Source organism: Dactylosporangium sp. NPDC000244 (assembly GCF_040300725.1).
In the GTDB taxonomy this organism is placed as follows: Bacteria; Actinomycetota; Actinomycetes; order Mycobacteriales; family Micromonosporaceae; genus Dactylosporangium.
Window position 1 is genome coordinate 273942 of the sequence record NZ_JBEPEH010000002.1, and the last position, 15745, is coordinate 289686.

Here is a 15745-nt window from a genome sequence, read left to right on the forward strand (position 1 = left end):
GTTCGGACCGTCGCGGGAGGTTTTCGCCAGTGCTGTTCAACCCGGTCGCGAACTTGGGCGGCGCCCATGACCTGCGCATCATCGCCGGTGACGCCGCGGTGGGGCAGGCCTTCTGCGACCCGCTGACCTTCGGCGGGCCGCGCTTCGACGCCCGGGTGCGGGAGCTGCTCCGGCTGGTCTGGCCGAGCACGCCGGCTCAGGCGCGGCTCATGTGGGGCGGCCGGATCGCGGCTCGGGCGCGGCAGCATCCGGTGGACGAGCTCGTGGCGGAGGCGGTGGCCGACGTGATGGGCGTGCCGGCCGCGGTGCTGCGCGCCATCGAGTCCCAGTGGCGCGCCGCGGCCCTGTCCACGACCTTGCCCACTGCCACGTCGGCGGCTTCGGGCCCTTCTCCGGCTTCAACTTCCGCTTCGACTTCGTTTTCCGCTTCGACTTCGGCTTCCGCTCCGGGTTCGGGTTTTGCTCCGGCTTCGGTCTCCACTTCGGCTTCCGCTCCGGGTTCGGGTTTTGCTCCGGCTTCGGTCTCCGCTTCGACTTCCGGTTCTGCTCCGGGTTCCGGTTTTGCTCCGGCTTCGGTCTCCGCTTCGACTTCGGGTTTCGCTCCAGCTCCGGAGCATGCGCTGGCCACGTTGCCGATGGAGCTGCTGCGCGCCGCGGTGGCTCGGGCGGTTCGCGATCGGGGTGTGGCGCGGCCGGAGACGGTGCTGGACGAGCTGCTGTTCTGGCGCGGGCTCGGGCCGGAGCGGGTCTCGCTGGACGATGTCGCGGAGCTGGTCACCGCGCTGACCGCCGCGCTGTGGGACGCCGCCTCGATGCTGCTGCCGGCACTGCTCGACGCGGCGCTCACGCATCCGGCCGCCGATCGCGCCTCGCTGGTGGAGCGGGTGCTGAGCGACGGGCCGGGCGTGATCGGGTGGCTGCGGGAGAGCACCCAGGCGGTGCTGCTGGACGGCGACCTGATCCCGGCCGGCGAGCGGTGCCTGCTGCTGGTCGAGGCGGTCGAGCCGGCCGGCCGCCGGGCGCGGGAACCGTTGCGGACGCTGCGATGGCTGGCGCCCGAGTCGCCTTCGGGCGCCGGTGCGACCTTCGCGCGGCTGGTGGGCAACGCGCTGCCGGTGCTGCCGACGGAGCTGCCGGGGGTGCCGCCGCTGGAGGAATTACGGACCGCACCACCGCGGCGGCTGCAGCTGCTCCTCCAGGCGGCGGATCAGAGCGGGACGACGTCGGCGCCGGCCAAGGCGAGCGGCCGATTCCAGACGAGGAGGTCGCGGAGGGTCTGACCGCGGCCGCCCGGCCGCGCCGAGCCTGACCACGCCCGGCCAGCTGGGGCCTGACCACGGCCGCCCGGCCGCGCCGAGCCTGACCACGCCCGGCCGGGCGGGGCCTGACCGCGCCCGCCCGGCTGGGCGGGACCGGGCGGCTGGGCGGGACCGCGCCCGCCCGCCCGGCTGGGCGGGACTGGGCCGAATCGGGCCGCCCTCGCTCAGCTGGGTCAGGACCCGCGTCCACGCAACCACGGTCGAGCCCGATCAGACCGCAGCCACCGGTCAGGCCGCGATCGAAGCCCACACAACGCCGTCGCGAACGAGTGCGATCGAGCCAGATCCGGGCGCAACCACCGGCCACGCGAAGACCTGCGCTCACACAAACGCGATCGCCAAAATGAGAGCCGTCGGACGTGTCGGTCAGATCGAGGCGCCGGTCCAGGCCAGGCGGTCGCGGAGGGTCTGGCCCCGTGCGTCGCGGGCGTGGCGGTCCATACCCGACTCCACCGCGGCCCGCAGCGCCCACACGTCGCCGTGCTGGGCGAGCAGCATCGCCTCGTCGCGGAGGCGGCGCATCGCCCGCGGCATGCGTATCCGGCCGTCCCGCCAGCCGTCCAGGGCGGCCAGGCAGCCGGTTCGCTTCCCGCCGAGTGCGATCAACGCCCGCTCCCGCCGAATCTCCTCCTCGCTGTGCGGGATGACGATCCGGCCGTCGCGCATCTGGATCGTGTGCGTGGCGGTGCCGCACCGGACCCGGATATCGGTGGGTAGGCGCACCGGCGGGTGCGGGTGCGGGCCCGGCAGGCCGGGGAACAGGGTCTCGAACGTCACCGGGTGCAGGTCGCCCGGGCCGAGCTCGCCGCGCAGCAGGGCCGTGAGCTCGGGTGGGCGCCGGGCCAGCGCCAGGGGCATCGAGGGGACCCGCGCCAGCTCCACACCGAACTCCTCGAGTTCGGCGCGGGCCGCGGGGGTGCCGTTGAGCAGCCACGCTCGGGGGCCGCCGGCCTCCAGCACCAGGCGGCGGCCCCGCAGGTCAATGCGGACCAGGCCGGTGGCGTCGGCCACGCGCCGGGTCGCCTCGGGCAGGAACGCGAAGGCCGGGCGGAGCCAGGCCAGCGATTGATCGACGGCTCGCGCGCGGCGGGACGGGTCGGACCACGCGGCCGGGTCGGTGCGGTCGCGGCCCCAGCGGTCGTCGAACAGCAGGACGCGCAGGTCGAAGCCCGCGGCCGCCCAGGCCTCGGCGTGCCGGCCCGACTCGTCCAGTAGCAGCGGGCGGGAGGCCAGAAAGCCGGGGCCGCCGCAGCGGGTCAGCAGCTCGCCGGTGTGGCGGGCGTCCCAGCGGTCGCGCAGCTCAAAGAAGCGGAGGTCGGTGCGCGAATCGCTCCGGGGGGCGCGCGGCAGAAGCGGCCCGAGGTCGGTGCGAGGGAGGCGGCCGAGGGCCTCGACGCCCAGGGTGATGCGCTGCGGCTGCTGGGCCGAGGGCGTGCGGGCGACCAGGACGTAGTCGTCGGGCAGCGCGGTCAGCGGGTAGCACATGTCGGGAACGAGCACGCCGGTGTCCGGGCGGCGCGGGAGGTGCCAGCGCAGCAGGTCCGGGATCACGTGGCGCAGCTCCGCCTCGACCGCCTTGGCGAACCGGGGCCCGTAGTGCCGGTGGAGATCCGTCGGGTCGACCGTGACGTAGGCGGCCTCGAACGCGCCGAGCCAGTCGCCGGCGAAACGGCGCTCGGTGGCGTGCTCGATCATGCCCGGCGGGGCCACGGACGGGTGCATTCGCCGAACGTACGGCATCTGCGGCACCCCCTCGACGCCGCAGATGTCCGGACAAAAAAGCGGCCAAATTCGGCGAATACCCCGTTGGGCGATAAGTCCGTCTAGTCGACGACCCAAAACGCCGGTTGCGCGAAGATTTGGGGGCCACACACGGCGTCGGGCGTGGCCCCGCATCAAATGTTTCGCCCGCTCGGACCGAAATATCCCCGTTCGTCCAGCGTGACGCGCCGGTCTTGACTGAGTAAGACCGGCGCACTGGACGCATTCCGGCACAAGCATGCGCTCCGATGAAAAAGGGTCGCCGCCCGTGCTCTTTCCTGCCTCTCATCTGACTACCATCAAGTTTCCAGTGCAGCTTCGAGGGGAGGCGGCGGCCGCACAGAGGGTGATGATGCGCGATTCGACCCGATTTTCAATCCTCGGCCCGGTGCAGATCCGCACACCGGCCGCGGAGATCACGGTCGCTGCGCCTCGGGAACGGGTGCTGCTCGCGCTCCTGCTCCTGCGTGAGGGGCAGCTCGTACCGGTACAACAGGTCATCACCGCGCTCTGGGACACCAACCCGCCGTTGACCGCGCGGGCCCAGGTGCACAGCTGCGTCTCGCGGCTGCGACAGGTGCTGCGCAAGGCCGGGCTGCCCGAGGACCTGGTGGTGACGGAACCGTCGGGGTACCGGATCAAGGTCGGCCCCGAAGATCTCGACGCCGCCCTCTTCACCTCGCTGGTCGAGCGCGCCCGGGCCGCCGCCGCGGACGGGGACCTCGCCGGCGGCCGCGACGATCTGCGCACCGCCCTGGCGCTGTGGCGGGGCCGGCCGCTCACCGACGTCGACTCCGAGGTGGTGCGGGCTGCGGCCGCGCACCTCGAGGAGCAGTGGACCGCCGCCACCGCGCTCTGCCTCGACCTGGAGCTACAGCTGGACCTGGCCGAGGAGGTCCTGGCCGAGGTCGCCGACCTGGTCGAGCGCTATCCGCACCACGAGCAGTTCCGCGGCCACCTCATGACCGCGCTGGCCCGCACCGGCCGGCGCGCCGACGCCCTCGCGGTGTTCCGCCGCGGCCGGGCGCTGCTGGCCGAGGAGCTCGGCATCGAGCCGGGCGCCGAGCTCGCCGACCTGCACCGGCGCATCCTCAACGGCGACGCGGAGCTGCTGCTGGCGCAGGCGCCGCGCACGCTCGGCCGCCGGGCCGCCCGCTGCCTGCCCCGCGACGTCGCCGACTTCTCGGGCCGGGCCGAGCTGGTACGGCGGCTGGTCGGGGCGCTGCGCGACGAGCGGCCCGAGGTGATCGCGATCGACGGCATGCCCGGCATGGGCAAGACCTCCCTCGCGGTGCGGGTCGCGCACGCGGCGGCCGAGCGCTACCCGGACGGTCAGCTGTACCTCGACCTGCGCGGCCACAGCGACCGCGCCCCGCTCGACCCCGGCGAGGCGCTCGGGTCCCTGCTGCGGCAGCTGGGCGTGCCGGCCGAGCGGGTGCCGCCGGGGCTGGACGACCGCGCGGTGCTCTGGCGCACCGAGCTCGCCGACCGCCAGGTGCTCGTCCTGCTGGACAACGCGCTGGACACGCGGCAGGTCCTGCCGATGCTCCCCGGCACCGCGCACACCGGCGTCGTCATCACGAGCCGGCGCCGGCTGGCCGGGCTCGACGGGGCGCAGACCGTGTCGCTGGACGTGCTCCCGGTCGAGGACGCCGTCGAGCTGCTGCGGCGGACCGTTGGCGAGCGGGCCTACGCCGATCCCGCGTGCACCATCGAGGTCGCCGAGCTGTGCGGGCGGCTGCCGCTGGCGGTGCGGCTGGCGGGGGCGAGGCTGCAGCACCGGCACGGCTGGAGCGTGTCCGACCTGGCTCAGCGGCTGCGCACCGCGAACCGGCGGCTGCCGGAGCTCGCGGTCGACGGGAGGACGGTCGCGGCGGCGTTCACGCTGTCGTACCAGCAGCTGGCGGTACCGCTGCAGCAGCTCTTCGCCGTTCTCGGCCTTCACCCGGCGGGCGATTTCGAGCCCGCGGCGGCCGCGGCCCTGGCCGGCCTGCCGGTTTCGCGCTGTGAGGATCTGCTCGAGGACCTGGTCGACGTGCACCTCGTGGAGGCGCCGGCGGCGGGCCGGTATCGGCTGCACGACCTGTTGCGCGACTTCGCGGCCGAACTTGCACAAGACGACACCGCGGCGGTCGGAAGACTGCTCGATCATTACCTGTACAGCGTCGTCAGCGCCACGAAGTTCATGGAGCTCTCGGACGCGAAGTCGCTGCTGCGCCTCGAGACACCACCGCCGACGGCACTGGATTTCGCGGCTCCACCGGCGGCTCGCCGCTGGCTCGAGCGCGAGCTGCCCAACGTGCTCAGCGTCGCCCGGCTCGCGGCCGAGTCCGGGCACCATCGCCACACGTGCATGCTCACGCGCGCGGTCTCGCCGTTCCTGTTCGGATTCGGGTTCGGTTCGCACCAACTCGACCTGTACGAACGCGCGATCGAGGCCGCCGTGGCCCTGCCCGACGCCGAGCTCGAGGCCGAGTCGCGCAACTACCTCGCGGCGGTGTACTTCCGGATGGGGCGCCTCTCGGACGCGCTCACCACGTTGCAGGCGGTCATTCGCATCGCCGAGCGGGCGGGCCTGCCGCGGCTGGTCGGGACGGCGCTGACGAACCTGGCAATGCTGCACAGCCGGCTCGGGCAGTATCCGGAGGCGATCGCGTCCGCCGAGGCCGCGGCGCGGGTGCGGCTGGCGGAGATGCCGCCCAGCCTCGAGTTCAAGCTGCACAACACGGTCGCCCTCGTGCACACCCAGGCGGGCAACTATGCGCAGGCGCTCACCGCGAACCGCCGGGCCATGGCCGTCGCGCGGCGCATCGGCGGGATTCGGCCGTTCTCGATCAGCCTCGGCGAGCTCGGGCTGGTACACCTGCACCTCGGCCACCTGCACGTCGCCACCGCCCTGCTGCGGCGGGCCCTGGCGCTGAAGAAGGACTCGGTGAACCAGTACGGGGCGGCCGAGACGCTGAGCAAGCTCGGCACCGCGTACCGACTGGCGGGTCGGCTCGCCGACGCCGAAACGTGCCAGCGGGCCGCTCGCGATCAGATGGAGCGCGTCGCGGACGTATCCGGACAGTGCCTGACGGCGAACGACCTGGCGCTGACCCTGCGCGCGCTCGGGCGCTCGCAGGAGGCCGACTGGCTCAACAAGGAGGCGTTCGCCAAGGCCTCGCGCATCGGCGACCGCTACGAGCAGGCCCGCGCGCTGTTCGGGCTCGGCGACACGGACGACGCTGTTGCGCTGTTCACATCCCTCGGCGCACGGGACCTTTTGGCCCTCTCCCGCTGAAAGATGGATCCATGGGGTACCGCATCGAGCATGACACCATGGGTGAGGTCCGCGTTCCCGCGTCCGCCTTGTGGCGGGCTCAGACGCAGCGCGCGGTGGAGAACTTCCCCATCTCCGGGACGGTGCTGGAAGCCGCCCTGATCCGCGCCCTGGCCTCGGTCAAGGCGGCGGCCGCCGCGGTCAACGGATCGCTCGGCGTGATCGACGCCGACGTCGCCGACGCGATCGCCGACGCGGCGCGCGCGGTGGCCGACGGCGAGCACGCCGACCAGTTCCCGATCGACGTCTTCCAGACCGGCTCCGGCACCTCGTCGAACATGAACGTCAACGAGGTGGTCGCCACGCTCGCGACCCGCGCCCTCGACAGGCCGGTCCACCCGAACGACCACGTGAACGCGTCGCAGTCGTCCAACGACGTCTTCCCGTCGGCGATCCACATCGCGGTCGCCGGCGAGCTGGCGCACACCCTCTCCCCCGCGCTGACCTCCCTGGCCGGCGCGCTGTCCCGCAAGTCGGCCGAGTTCGCGACGCTCGTGAAGGCGGGCCGCACGCACCTCATGGACGCGACGCCGGTGACCCTGGGCCAGGAGTTCTCGGGGTACGCCGCGCAGGTCTCCTACGGCGTCGAGCGCATCGCGGCCGTGCTCCCCCGCGTGGCCGAGCTGCCGCTGGGCGGCACCGCGGTCGGGACGGGCCTGAACACGCCTCCGGGCTTCGCCGAGCGGGTGATCGCCCTGCTGGCCGAGACCACGTCGCTGCCCCTGACCGAGGCGCGCAACCACTTCGAGGCCCAGGGCGCCCGCGACTCCCTCGTCGAGGCGTCGGGCGTGATCCGCACGATCGCCGTGGGGCTGTACAAGATCGCCAACGACATCCGCTGGATGGGCTCGGGTCCCCGGGCCGGCCTGCGGGAGCTCGCGATCCCGGACCTGCAGCCGGGCTCGTCGATCATGCCCGGCAAGGTCAACCCGGTCATTCCCGAGGCCCTGCGCCAGGTGGTCGCCCAGGTGATCGGCAACGACGCGGCGGTGGCGTTCGCGGGCTCCCAGGGCGACTTCGAGCTGAACGTGATGCTCCCGGTGATCGCGCGCAACCTGCTGGAGTCGATCCGTCTGCTGGCGAACGTGTCCCGCCTGTTCGAGGAGCGCTGCGTCGCGGACCTCGCGGCGAACGCGGACGTGCTGGAGGCCTATGCGGCCGGCTCGCCCTCGATCGTGACGCCGCTGAACCGCTACCTCGGCTACGAGGAGGCCGCGGCGATCGCCAAGCAGGCGCTGAAGTCGGGCCGGACCATCCGCGAGGTGGTGCTGGAGCGCGGCCACGTCGAGCGGGGCACGCTGAGCGAACAGCAGCTGGACGAGGCCCTCGACCTGCTCGGGATGACCAATTCCCGCTGAGTGGGCGACCACTACGATGTGCCGGTGCGCTGGGTCGTGTTCGGCACGTACGACAAGGAGCGCCACCCCCGGGTGGCCGTGCTGGTCGAGGGGCTGCGCGCCTGCGGGGACGAGGTCGTCGAGATCAACGAACCGCTGCGGCTGGACACCGCCGGCCGGGTCGCGATGCTGCGCCAGCCGTGGCGGCTCCCGATCCTCGCCGCGAAGCTCCTCGGCGGCTGGTCCGGGCTGCTGCGGGGGCGCCGCCGCTATGCGCGCCGGCCGGGCGGCGACCCGCCCGACGCCGTGCTGGTCGGATACCTGGGCCACTTCGACGTCCGGCTGGCCCGGCGGCTCTTTCCCCGCACGCTGATCGTCCTGGACCACCTCGTCTCGGCGGCCGGAACCGCCCGCGACCGGAACCTGGCCGAGAGCGGCGGTCTCAAGGATCGGCTCATGCGCGGCATCGACGCCGGCGCACTGCGCGCCGCGGACGTCGTCGTCGTCGACACCGCCGAGCACCGCGCCGCGCTGCCCGCCGCCGCGGCCCCGGACGCCGTCGTGGCACCGGTCGGCGCGACGGACGAGTGGTTCCGCCGCGGGCGGGTGCCCGGCCGCGAGCCCGGCCCGCTGCGGGTGATCTTCGTCGGGGTGTTCACGCCGCTGCACGGCGCGCCGACCATCGCCGAGGCGGTGGCCGAGCTGGCCGGCGACGAGATCGAGGTGACCATGGTCGGCACCGGACAGGACCATGCCCGGTGCCGGCAGCTCGCCGCGGGCAACGGGCGGGTGCGGTGGGTGGACTGGGTCGAGGGCGCCGAGCTTCCCGCGCTCGTGGCCTCCCACCACGTGAGCCTCGGCATCTTCGGTACCACGGCGAAGGCGCGCGCCGTCGTGCCGACCAAGGTGTACCAGGGCGCCGCCGCGGGATGCGCGATCGTCACCTCGGACACGCCGCCACAGCGGGCCGCGCTCGGCGAGGCCGCCGTGTACGTGCCGCCCGGCGACGCCGCCGCGCTCGCCGCCGCGCTGCGTGCGCTCGCCGCGGACCGGGCCGAGGTGGAGCGGCTCGGCGCCGCCGCGCACCGGATCGCGGTCGATCAGTTCACCCCGGCCGGCGTCGTGAGCCGGCTGCGCGAGCGCGCGGCCGCGGTGCGGGGCGGGCGCGGTGCAGGCGAGGATGTACCCCATGCGGCTTGAACCGGCGCCCCCGCTCCCGCCGCGGGCCCGCCTTCGCTGGACCGTCGTGCGGTCCCTGGTCGCCCGGCTGCGGCCGGCGACGATCCTCGAACTGGGCTGCGGGCTGGGCGCCGTCGGCGTCCGGCTCGCCCGCACCGCGACGTACGTGGCGGCCGAGCCCGACGCCCGGTCCTACTCGGTCGCGAAGCCGCGCATCGCCGCGGCGGGCGGCGAGGTGATCCACGGCGATCACACCGCGGTCCCCGACGGACGGCGCTTCGACCTGGTGGCCGCGTTCGAGGTGCTGGAGCACATCGAGCACGACGCCGAGGTACTCGCGCAGTGGCTCCCGCTCGTCAAGCCGGACGGCCACGTCCTGCTGTCGGTCCCGGCGGATCCGCGCCTGTTCGGACCGCACGACGCGCTCGTCGGGCACTACCGCCGCTACACCGCCGAGGACCTGCGGCGGCTGCTGACGGACGCCGGCGCGGTGGACGTGCAGGTCCGCCACTACGGATGGCCGCTGGCCTACCTGCTGGAGCACGTGCGCAACGGCGCGGCCCGCCGGCGCGAGGGCACCGCCGCGGACACGGCCGCCGAGCGCACCGCGGGCTCGGGCCGGTTCCTCCAGCCTCGCTCGGCCGTCCTCGGGCACGCGATCCGGGTCGCGGTCATGCCCTTCGGCGTGCTGCAGCGGCTGCGGCCCGGAACGGGACCCGGGCTCATCGCGCTGGCACGGATTCCGGGGCCGGCGACCGGCGGCTGACCCGCGCCGCCGAAGTGCCTCACAACCGTTCGAGGCCCTGCCGCACTCTTACTTGAGCGGGAGGCCTGGATTGCGTGATGAGCAGGAGTTCGTGGAGTACGTCCGCGCGCGGATGCCCGTGCTGCGGCGGCTCGCGTACCGGTTGTGCGGGCAGTGGGCGGCCGCCGATGACCTGGTGCAGGAGTGCCTCGTCGCGCTGTACCGGCACTGGCGCAAGGCCGCCGCGGCCGAGTCGGTCGACGCGTACGTGCGGGCGATCCTCGTCCATGCGTACCTCGCCGAGCGGCGGCGGCCGTGGGCGCGGCGGGTGCAGCCGGCCGCCGAGGTGCCGGTGCCCGCGATGAGCCCGCCCGGGATCGAGGACCGGGTCGACGTGCGGGCCGCGCTCGGCCGGCTCACCCGCGGGCAGCGGGCCGTGCTCGTGCTGCGGTACTGGGAGGACCTCGACGTCGCCCAGACCGCGGCCGCGCTCGGCTGCTCGCCCGGCACGGTCAAGAGCCAGACGTCCTACGCGATGGCCGCGCTGCGCCGCCTGCTGGGAGGGGACGCGTCATGAGGGACCTCTTCACCGCCCTGCCCGACGATCCCGCCCCGCCGCTCGCCGACGGCTACCTCGACCGGGTGCTGGTGCGCGGACGGCGTTCGGTCCGGCGCCGCCGCATCGGTACCGCCGCCGCCTGGACCGCCGTCGTCCTGGCCTTCGCCGCGCTGCTGGTTCCGGTCGTACCGCAGGCCGAGCGCCCGGCCGCCCCGGCTCGCCGTCCCTCCGTGCCCGACCACTTCGCCGGGTACTCCACCCTCACCAGCACCGTGGAACGCTCCGCGCCCGGGCGCGCGATCGCCATGTACACCTACGGCAACGGCGAGCTGTTCAACATGTTCCAGCCGCTGGTCGTGGGCGCGGACAAGGACACGTACCGCCGCGTCGGCGCGGTCGAGGAGCGCGACAAGCCGCAGAGCCTCCTGTCGCCGGACGGCACCCGGGTCCTCGTCGGCGAGCGGCGCGGCGAGACGACCGACCTGCTGCTCGTCGACCTCACGACCGGCGACCGGCGCTCGATCGACCTCGGCGCGTCGTTCGAGGTGCGGCTCCTCGCCTGGTCACCTGACGGGCGGTACGTCGCCCTCGGCGCGGCCGTGACCGACCCGTCCCAGGGCCAGCCGGACAGCGCCGAGTACGACGCCCTGCGCCACGGCACCCTGCGCCTGCTGGACCTGTCGACCGGCCGCAGCACCGCGGTCCCGTCGGTCAGGTCGCCGTTCGCCGCCGCGTTCGCTCCCGACGGTGCGCGGGTGGCGGTGCAGTCGGCACAGGAGGTACACCTGCTGGATCTTCTTGGAACGGAGCAGGCCGTCGTGCCCGTCGGCGCCGGTCGGGGCCTGGTCGCGCGGGCGGGCTGGTCCGCGGACGGCCGCTTCCTGGCCACCGTGCCGTGGGACGGCACGGCGGTCGAGGACGGGACCTTCCTCACCGAGAACGCGCAGGTCACCTTCGTCCCGATCGCGGCCGGGACGCCGGCCCCGCCCCCCGTGGCCGACGTGGTCCGGCTGCTGGGCTGGCGCGATCCCGACCACATGATCGCCGCGACGGCGGACGCGCAGGGACGCCTGAGCCTGAACGAGCTCACCCTGTCCTCGGGCGACCGGCGGGTGCTGTCCCGCTTCGACACCGGCATGACCTGCGAGTTCCACCTCCAGCACTGCCAGGTGACCGACCTGCAGCTCGCGACGGGGCTGCTGGCGGACCTGGGCACGCGCGCCGCGGAGTCCGCGGACCACGGGCCCTGGCCCTGGGCGCTGCGCGCGGTCGCCGCCCTTCCCCTGGCGGGGCTGGTGCTGCTCTACTTCCTGCTGCGCCGCCGCAGGAGCTAGGAACGCACTCGGCGGGAGGTTGCCCGGCGGCTCGACCACCAGCCGGCCATCGACGCGGGGAGCGAGCGGAGGGGGACGTCACGCGGGGACGGGCGCGGGCGTCCCCGGTGGCGGGGCGCGGGCGGCTCGGGGCGGCTTTCCAGCAGTACACCCGTGGGCTCGGCGGCCAGCAGGCGCCCCAGGGCATCCGTGCAGCGCGCGTGCAGCCGCTCCCAGTCGAGGGCCCGCGGGTCCTCGGGGATCGCGCCGGCGAACCCCTCGACGAGGGTGATCGGGCGGCCGAAGCCGTCGCGGACCGGGTTGGCGCCGTCCGGGCCGTCGTCCGCGCTCGTCGTGGCGACCAGCCGGCCGTCCGGTGACACGGCGACGGCCCCCACCCGGCCGGGCGGGCCGGCGATCGAGCGGACCGGGACGCCGTTCGGGAGGGCCGCGATGTGCAGCGAGCGGCCGGGAACGGCGAGCCAGCCGCCGCGCGGGTGCACCGCGCAGCCCGGCGCCGGATCGGACCACTCGGCGACGACCCGCCCCGCGGGCTCGGCCGAGTCGCCCCAGACGCGCGCGGTGCCGTCCCAGCCGGTCGAGGCGATCCACTCGCCGCGCGGGCCGAACGCGCAGCCGGTGACCCAGCCGTCGTGGCCGGCGAGGCGGTCGGCGGCGGCCCCGGTCGCAAGGTCCCACACCCGGACCGTGCCGTCCCAGGATGCGCTGGCCAGCGTCCGGCCGTCCGGGGCGATCGCGCACTGCGTGACCCGGTCGGTGTGGCCGGTCAGCCGCCCGCGCAGGGCTCCGGTGCGCAGGTCGACGACGTGGACGCCGTGATCGGCCCCGCCGACGGCGAGCACCGTGCCGGCCGGGTCGATCGCGCACGGGCTGACCAGCGCGACGCCGGCCGGCACCCGCTGGACCTCGGCGCCGGTGGCGAGGTCCCAGCGGCGCACGGTGCCGTCCCACGAGGTCGTGTACGCGCTGCGGCCGTCCGGCGCGATGACCCCGCCGCCGAGCCAGCCCTTGTGCCCGGCCAGCTTCACCGGCTCGTCGCCGCCGAGCCGCCACAGCCGCGCCGTGTGGTCCCAGGCCGTGGTGAGCAGCCGGTCGCCGTCCGGGGAGAAGTCGCAGGTGACGACCCGGCCGGTGTGCCCGGTGAGGGTGTACCGCAGCCGCCGGTGCTTCGGGGAGTACACCCGCACCGTCGCGTCGCTGGTCAGCGGGCGCCGCCGGAACGCCACGGCCAGCCGCGAGCCGTCCGGCTGCCGCACGACCCGCGTCTGGACCGACGTGTCCTCGGGATCGCTGTCGCGCAGCGCCGCGGTCAGCACGTCGGTTCGCCGCTCCCGGGCCAGGAAGTCCGGGGCCAGGACGACGCGCAGCCCGAGCCGACGGCCCGGGCTGACGAGGAACGGCCACACCGCGGTCACACGTCGCTCCCGGCGAGCCCGAGCTGTGGCGGCACCGGCGCGGGCGGCGAGGTGGTGGCGCGCCGCTGGTTCGGCATGTGCTCGCGCGCGCTCTCCGCCTCGAACCGCCGCAGCCGGGCCTCGAGCCGTTCGAGCAGCGTCTCCTTCGCGCGCACCGACCAGCTGGCCCGCTTCTGCAGCTCCCGGGCCTTGTCGCGCAGCTCGTCGGCGAGGTCCTTGCCGATGCGGCGGCGGCCGAACCGCTCGCTCTGGGCGTACGCCCGCATCCACCCGGCGTCGGGATCCCGGTCGATCTCGGCCTGGCCCCAGTTGAGCTCGATGGCCGGGACGGGCAGGGCGGTGAACTTGACGGAGATGCCGCGGACGACCCAGCCGGCGAACCCGGCCAGGCGGCGCAGCCAGTAGATGCTCTGCGCGCGCCGGGCCCGGCGGAACGCGGCCTTGACCGCCTGCGGGCCGAGGTCGTTGAAGGCCTCGGTGAGCCGGTCGGGCAGCATCGCGGCGAACGGCACGTCGATGTTGATCGGATTGGGCGCGCTGACCTTGGCCATGCGGACGATGCCGTCGTCGCTGCGCTGCTCGTCGACCACGTTGCGGCCGGTCACCGACAGCGGAATGACCCGCAGCTGCCCGGCCGTCTTCCGGCCGGTGATGAGGTTGCGCATGGCCGGCACACGCTGGATCTCCCGCAGCGCCTCCTTGAGCGTCCAGGGCCGCGCCTGCGGCTCGTACGGGTTGGGCTCGACGAGCCGGTCCCACTTGGTGATGAGCAGCTGGATCGGGCATTCGACGTTGTTGACCAGCTGCGCGTACTCGGTGAGCTGCTGGTCCAGCTCCGCGCTCTCGAACCGGTCGAACTCGGAGTCGCGCAGCCGCATGCCGTCGATGGCCACGACGACCACGTCGGCGGTCCGCAGGCGCTTGTCCAGCTCGGTGCGCAGCTCGGGCTCGATCGTGGCGTCGGTCCCGACGACCTCGCCGGCGTAGTCCCAGTACCGCAGCCGCAGCACCGGTGTGCCGCCCCGGTCGCCGCTCTCGACGTAGCAGTCGAACTCGAACTTCTCGATCGCCTCGAAGCCGGTGGGCGGCGGCCAGGCGTCGCCGGGCGAGGCGAGCTGCCGGTAGAACTTGTTCAGCTGGGCCCACTTGACCGGATCGGTACAGCGGATCGAGTACCCGCGCGGGTTGTCGTGGTCATCGGTGCTCAGCTCGTGGTGCAGCATCGCCATGAGGGTCGTCTTGCCGGTGCCGCGGCCGCCGATCATGACGACGTTGAAGAACGGGATGCGCTTGAGCTGCGGCGCCGGCTCGGGCGGGGTGTCGTCGGCCGCGTCATCCAGGCCGCCGGGGCCGACGTCGTCGTGCCCCTGGATCCGGCCGTCCTGGTCGAGCCGGGTGAAGCCGAGCTCGCCGGTGAAGTCCTCCAGCAGCGTCGCGCCGCCGTAGTCGGTGCCGTTGGCCTTCGGTATCCCGGGTACCGTCCAGGTCAGCTGCAGGTCGTCCATGATCTTCTCGCGCTGGCCGGCCCGCTCCGCCGCGCGCCGCGCCTCCTCGATCGCGAGGTCGTCGCGCTGCTGCATCGCCCACATGCGGGCCCGGTTGAGCCGGTCGGCCTTGATCGCGGCGAACTCGAGCTCGCCGCGCTCGAGGCTCTCGACCGTGAGCCGGTCGTAGCGGGTGATGCCGCCGAGGAACTTGAACAGCGCCGGCACGATGTCGACGAGGATGAACAGCAGCCGGACCGCCCAGATGCCCCAGGCCAGCGTGCCGTGCTGGCCGGCCAGCACCCGCAGCGCGTCCATGCGCTCCAGCAGCCCGATGTCGCCCTGGTTCGCCCGCAGGCTGTCGGTCTGCTCCGCGATGTACTCGTCGCGCTTCTTGCCCCACGCCGAGGTGGCCGTGCCGATGTCCTCGGTGAGCTTCGTGATGTCGGCGTCGAGGCCGGCGATGGCCTGGTGCTTCTCGGTGGTCTGGTGGGTGCGCTCGAACTCCTCGCGCGTGGCGGTGAGCTTCTGGCAGACCGGGCCGTTGCCGTACCGCCCGGTGAACCCGCTGCCCGGCTCCCCCGCGCACTCCTTGCGCTCGTTCTCGCGCATGACGGCCAGCTGGTCGTCCAGCGGCTTCACGGCCGCCTGCAGGTCCTGGCGCTGCTTCTCCTTGTTCGCCTTCTCGTCCTCGAGCCGGTTCAGCTCGCCGGCCGCCGGGGCCAGCAGCTTCTCTCCGCAGCCGTCCTTCGGCTGCCGGGGCGGCGGCACCGGGTTGCACTCCTCGAGCTGCGAACGCAGGCTCCGCTCCGCGTCGTCGCGGGTGTCCTTGATGTACTGCACGATCGCGGTCTCGAAGATGCGCAGCACCAGCGGCTCGGCGATGACCACGCCGATGACGACGGCGACGACGAGCCGGATCAGCACGGAGGAGAAGCGGTGCCGAAGCTCGGGGCCGGGCGGGGTGGCGACGATCCACCGGTCGAGGTTGAGGATCACCAGGAACCACACGCCCGCCGGGATCAGCACCCAGAAGGTGAACCCGCCGAGGAGCTGGCCGATCGCGAACGCCATGGACAGAAACGCCAGCGTCGCGGTCGACAGGACGGTGCCGCCGAGGCCGGTGTACCGCGGCCGCTCCTGCGGCACCCAGGACAGCAGCTCCTCGTCGACGCCCGCGAGCCGGCGCAGCATGCGCCCGGGGTGCCAGTACGGCGGAATCGGCGCCGCCTCCGGCAGGCTCGCGGTGCGCGGCGCCGGGTTGGACGGGGTCGTGCTCGGCTCGGTCAA

Annotated in this window: 10 protein-coding genes; 7 read left to right on the top strand and 3 right to left on the bottom strand. The window is 74.0% G+C overall.

The window, feature by feature from the left end:
- Positions 1-29: 29 nt before the first annotated feature.
- Entirely contained in the window at positions 30-1280 is a 1251-nt protein-coding gene (locus ABT369_RS03690) for a hypothetical protein (RefSeq protein ID WP_350610127.1), read from the top strand.
- Positions 1281-1685: 405 nt separating this feature from the next.
- On the opposite strand, the gene ABT369_RS03695 is transcribed toward ABT369_RS03690, so the two are convergent.
- Entirely contained in the window at positions 1686-3041 is a 1356-nt protein-coding gene (locus ABT369_RS03695; protein WP_350610128.1) for a hypothetical protein, read from the bottom strand.
- A gap of 427 nt (positions 3042-3468) precedes the next feature.
- Here ABT369_RS03695 and ABT369_RS03700 point away from each other — a divergent pair, with 427 nt between their 5' ends.
- The 6 genes from ABT369_RS03700 (at position 3469) to ABT369_RS03725 (ending at position 11556) form a co-directional block, all read left to right on the top strand.
- Positions 3469-6363 carry an AfsR/SARP family transcriptional regulator gene (locus ABT369_RS03700; RefSeq protein WP_350610129.1) on the top strand — a complete coding sequence of 965 codons (2895 nt, stop codon included), beginning with the start codon at positions 3469-3471 and terminating at the stop codon, positions 6361-6363.
- 11 nt (positions 6364-6374) lie between these two features.
- Entirely contained in the window at positions 6375-7760 is a 1386-nt protein-coding gene (locus tag ABT369_RS03705; protein ID WP_350610130.1) for a class II fumarate hydratase, read from the top strand.
- A 24-nt stretch (positions 7761-7784) separates the two neighbouring features.
- Positions 7785-8939: a glycosyltransferase gene (locus ABT369_RS03710; protein WP_350610131.1), complete on the top strand. Its 1155-nt coding sequence runs from the start codon at positions 7785-7787 to the stop codon at positions 8937-8939.
- The gene (locus tag ABT369_RS03715) at positions 8929-9684 is read left to right on the top strand and encodes a class I SAM-dependent methyltransferase (protein WP_350610132.1); all 756 of its coding nucleotides are present in this window, start codon (positions 8929-8931) and stop codon (positions 9682-9684) included. Before ABT369_RS03710 ends, ABT369_RS03715 begins: the two co-directional genes overlap by 11 nt.
- Positions 9685-9754: 70 nt before the next feature.
- Positions 9755-10240: a SigE family RNA polymerase sigma factor gene (locus ABT369_RS03720; protein WP_350610133.1), complete on the top strand. Its 486-nt coding sequence runs from the start codon at positions 9755-9757 to the stop codon at positions 10238-10240.
- Complete coding sequence (locus tag ABT369_RS03725) at positions 10237-11556, top strand: WD40 repeat domain-containing protein (RefSeq protein ID WP_350610134.1); 1320 nt, start codon at positions 10237-10239, stop codon at positions 11554-11556. The genes ABT369_RS03720 and ABT369_RS03725 overlap by 4 nt, the downstream gene beginning before the upstream one ends.
- On the opposite strand, the gene ABT369_RS03730 is transcribed toward ABT369_RS03725, so the two are convergent.
- Both ABT369_RS03730 and ABT369_RS03735 read right to left on the bottom strand, forming a co-directional pair.
- The gene (locus tag ABT369_RS03730) at positions 11553-12971 is read right to left on the bottom strand and encodes a WD40 repeat domain-containing protein (RefSeq protein WP_350610135.1); all 1419 of its coding nucleotides are present in this window, start codon (positions 12969-12971) and stop codon (positions 11553-11555) included. The genes ABT369_RS03725 and ABT369_RS03730 overlap by 4 nt on opposite strands.
- Positions 12968-15745 carry a DUF4407 domain-containing protein gene (locus ABT369_RS03735; protein ID WP_350610136.1) on the bottom strand — a complete coding sequence of 926 codons (2778 nt, stop codon included), beginning with the start codon at positions 15743-15745 and terminating at the stop codon, positions 12968-12970. Before ABT369_RS03735 ends, ABT369_RS03730 begins: the two co-directional genes overlap by 4 nt.